The sequence below is a fragment of the Marinagarivorans sp. genome (genome assembly GCF_982758155.1).
This window is the reverse complement of sequence record NZ_CEXWTU010000368.1, coordinates 1-2,898: the sequence shown is the minus strand read 5'-3', so window position 1 is coordinate 2,898 and position 2,898 is coordinate 1. Positions and strand designations below refer to the sequence as shown.

General features: G+C 48.3%; 1 protein-coding gene. It reads left to right on the top strand.

Annotated features, from left to right (window positions below):
• The first annotated feature begins 336 nt into the window (after nt 1-336).
• Nucleotides 337-2,511, top strand: coding sequence for an RCC1 domain-containing protein (locus AC3A8L_RS20925; protein WP_487964218.1), 2,175 nt, complete (start codon nt 337-339; stop codon nt 2,509-2,511).
• Nucleotides 2,512-2,898: the final 387 nt, after the last annotated feature.

Sequence of the window (2,898 nt, the reverse complement as noted above, 5' to 3'; positions counted from 1 at the left end):
TGCTGAGGGAGCGGGAGGCAAGTATTATTGGATAAAGTATTTTTTCCTCGGCCCTAATTCAGCGCTATGTGCATGCATTGCGCGAGGCATTGCCCGTGGTTATTACTGTAAATTGTGATGTGGTTATTAGTATTGTTGATCAAAATAAAGCGACGAATCAGTCTCCTTGTTTGCTTGGGCTAAAGTCCATACAATTGGTGGATTAATAATCAATAATTATACCTTCATTGTTATTTTAAGTGTTTTGGAATATAGCGTTCACAGGATGTGTTGCGTTGTTTAGCGTTGCTGAATGCGTAAGCTGTGAAGGTGCCGCCAACTCAAACGAGAATAACTATGCTTGATTCCCCTCTTCAAAAATTGATTGCTCAACACTGGCGATCGGCCTTGCTGGCGAGCGCATCGGTCATGCTTTCTGCATGTGTCGCTAATGATAATGGCTCTAGTAGCGCGGCTGTTTCGAGTTCGGAAGTTGCTGTTTCTAGCAGCTCGGTAGTCACCGTACCTAGTAGCTCTGTAGCGCCGTCATCCAGTTCGGTAGAAAGCTCCTCTAGCGAAGTTGTGGTGGTTTCTAGCGCATCGGTGGCTGCATCTAGTTCAGCAGAGGCTTGTGAAGAGCTGGATAATACGCAGTTTATCAATGGCGAAAAGGCTTATGCCGACGGCAGTTGTAGCGGATGTCATGGTGGCGTGACTCCTAACGGGAAAACAGAAGGGGCAGCCAAAGACCCTATTGATGTTGCTGGTGCACCTTACGGTAGAACTAACTCGCCATCACTGGCCGGTTATATCGAATCCGCAATGTCTGCTTATTTACCTGCCTCCTGCAATGGAAATGAAGCCGCTTGTGCTGCTGATATCGAACATTATTTATTGGTAGCAACAAATGTAATTGCTGTAGCGCAACCGTTTTGTGAAAGCTCGAGTTCTGAAACCGTTGCTTCAAGCGCCGCAGCGGTATCTTCCAGCAGTGCCGCGCCTGTAGGCATGAGCTTATTAAGCAGTCCTGGAATATTTGCTAATGGTGGGGAAGACTTCACTGCAATTCCTTCAGCTATTTTTAACGGTGAGGCTAGCTTTTCCATCCTCTCAGCGGATACTGCAGAGCCTTGGGCTGTGCAGATGACGCACTTATTGAGTGTTACCGCGGGCGAGCAATATGCGATTTGCTTTGATGCAAAAACGACCCCCAACACTGGAATGCGTAGCTTAACTGTCGGTTTTGATAATAATGCGGCGGGCGGCTATATGAATATAAGTGGCGGCCCAATCGATGAGACATTAACTGCTCAGTACCAAAGCTTCTCTTTGGTGGTTACGGCTGATGAAACCGCTTCCGATGCCCGCTTGTATTTCAATATGGCTGCCGAAGCTGGAGATATTCAGTTGGATAACATTGCGGTTTATCAAGGTGATAGTTGTGGTGGCGTGGTTGAGGGGAGTTCTTCTTCTTCTGCGGTTATCGCAAGTTCAAGTGTGCCTGCTGTGAGTTCTTCTAGTGCAATGGCTGTTAGTAGCTCTTCTGCAGCAACCTCTAGTGCGCCAGCGGGTAGTTTGGCTGAGTATTTTGCGGCCCAAGAATGTGGTGTTGGTTTTACAGCATTAGGTAATGGTAGCTACAAAGCCTGCTACCGTCTTGAAAATGGCCAGGCCGAGTGTGTTTCGCCTGGCGGCACAACACCGACTACAGTGGCTTGGCAGGGCGGTGGCGCAGTAACTGATATTCTTCATGTAAGTGGTACTGGTGAAAATGAAGTCTCGTTAGTGACTATGTCGGGTGCTGTGCATACTGGCGGGGTAACCTCGGTCTCAACAACGCCGGTTATAGCGTCAAATGCGGTGGCTGTAACAGGCGGGCGTAATACCAAGTGTGCTTTGGTGAGTGAAGGTGGCGGAAAAGACGTAATGTGTTTCAGTGGCGGAAGCGCAGTTCGTCCTGGGCTGCCTAGCGGTTTTGATGCTGTACAGGTATCGTCTGGTTATGGCGTAGCTTGTGCTGTTAATACCGATGGCGAGGTTTGGTGTTGGGATGAAGGTGGAAATGTTCCTCCTTTTGTGAATAAGACTCCGTCCAAAGTAGACTTCGCCGAGCCGATGGTATTTGTTTCTGCCATTCAAGATGTGGTGTGTGGTATTAAGTGGAGCGGGGGCATGGATTGTCGAGCTAACTGGTACGCGAACCCATTCCTCCCTACGGATAACGACGGTATGGGTGGCATAAGTCTGCAGGCCGGTGCTTTTTCGGATGCGGTGGCTATACAGGCTGCATATGCGCAAGGCGTTGTCGTAACGGCTGACGGTAAAGCCATCTACTTGCCTAAAGTTGGTAGTGTTGGCGTATCAAACCCTGGGGTGGAGTTTAATAATGGCTCTGGATTTATCGCAGCGGGTGGTGACCGTGGGCTTAAGTGTGCTTTAACCGGTGGTGGCGACGTCTACTGTTTGGATGGCAGTAATAATGCCGTTAAGGTTAACAGCATGAAAGCTGAAGCTGGCGTTTGCCCCTATTAATTGAGTGCTTATTGGGTCTTGCGAAAACCCTGCCGCGAAAGCCGTGGGGCTTAAGTTAGCTTAATAACGAGATATAGGTTTACAAAAAAAGCCCATAGAGTTTCTGCTCTATGGGCTTTTTTTGTAGTTAACCACCAAGGGTAAAATTAATGTAACTATTCAGCCATGCTCAAATAAGCCGGCAAACTGATTATTTTCTGGGCCGTTCAAGCCATCTACGACGTTGTGCTCCTAAAGTCTACCCCCCACGCATCCATGCTGGGGCTGGGCACTATGCAAGCGTTCTGGACAATATGCTCCTGCGTTGTCACCCCCTTGCTATCCCTACAAGGCCTGACGCTTGAATACCCAGAAAACAATCAATTCGCCTTTTGAATGAGTATTATT

Coding starts and splice junctions, on each gene's coding strand:
- AC3A8L_RS20925 (WP_487964218.1), top strand. CDS start 337: ATGCTTGATTCCCCTCTTCAAAAATTGATTGCTCAACACTGGCGATCG.